Source organism: Cupriavidus sp. SIMBA_020, from assembly GCF_046535395.1.
In the GTDB taxonomy this organism is placed as follows: Bacteria; Pseudomonadota; Gammaproteobacteria; order Burkholderiales; family Burkholderiaceae; genus Cupriavidus; species Cupriavidus campinensis.
The window spans coordinates 1-306 of record NZ_JAWRWU010000299.1 but is presented as its reverse complement, the minus strand read 5'-3'; the positions used below and the strand labels follow the sequence as shown (position 1 = coordinate 306).

General features: G+C 69.9%; 1 protein-coding gene. It reads left to right on the top strand.

From position 1 onward, the window contains the following. Positions 1-306, top strand: a 306-nt coding sequence (locus tag SB751_RS29300; protein ID WP_410748940.1) for an ABC transporter permease subunit, incomplete at both ends; no start/stop codon positions are given.

Genomic DNA, 306 nt, shown 5'->3' with positions numbered 1-306 from the left:
CGTGCTGGGGCTGATCTCGGGCTACGCGGGCGGACGCATCGATGCCTTCATCATGCGCATCGCCGACGTGCAACTGTCGTTCCCGGCGATCCTGATCGCGCTGCTGATCGACGGCGTGGCGCGCGCCGCGGTGCCGCGCGAGCTGCACGAGATCATCGCGTTCCCGGTGCTGATCGGCGCCATCGCGCTGGCCGGCTGGCCGCAGTACGCGCGCACGGTGCGCGGCTCGACCCTGGTGGAGAAGAACCGCGAATACGTGCAGGCGGTGCGCGTGATCGGCGTGGCCTCGCCCGTGATCATGTTCCG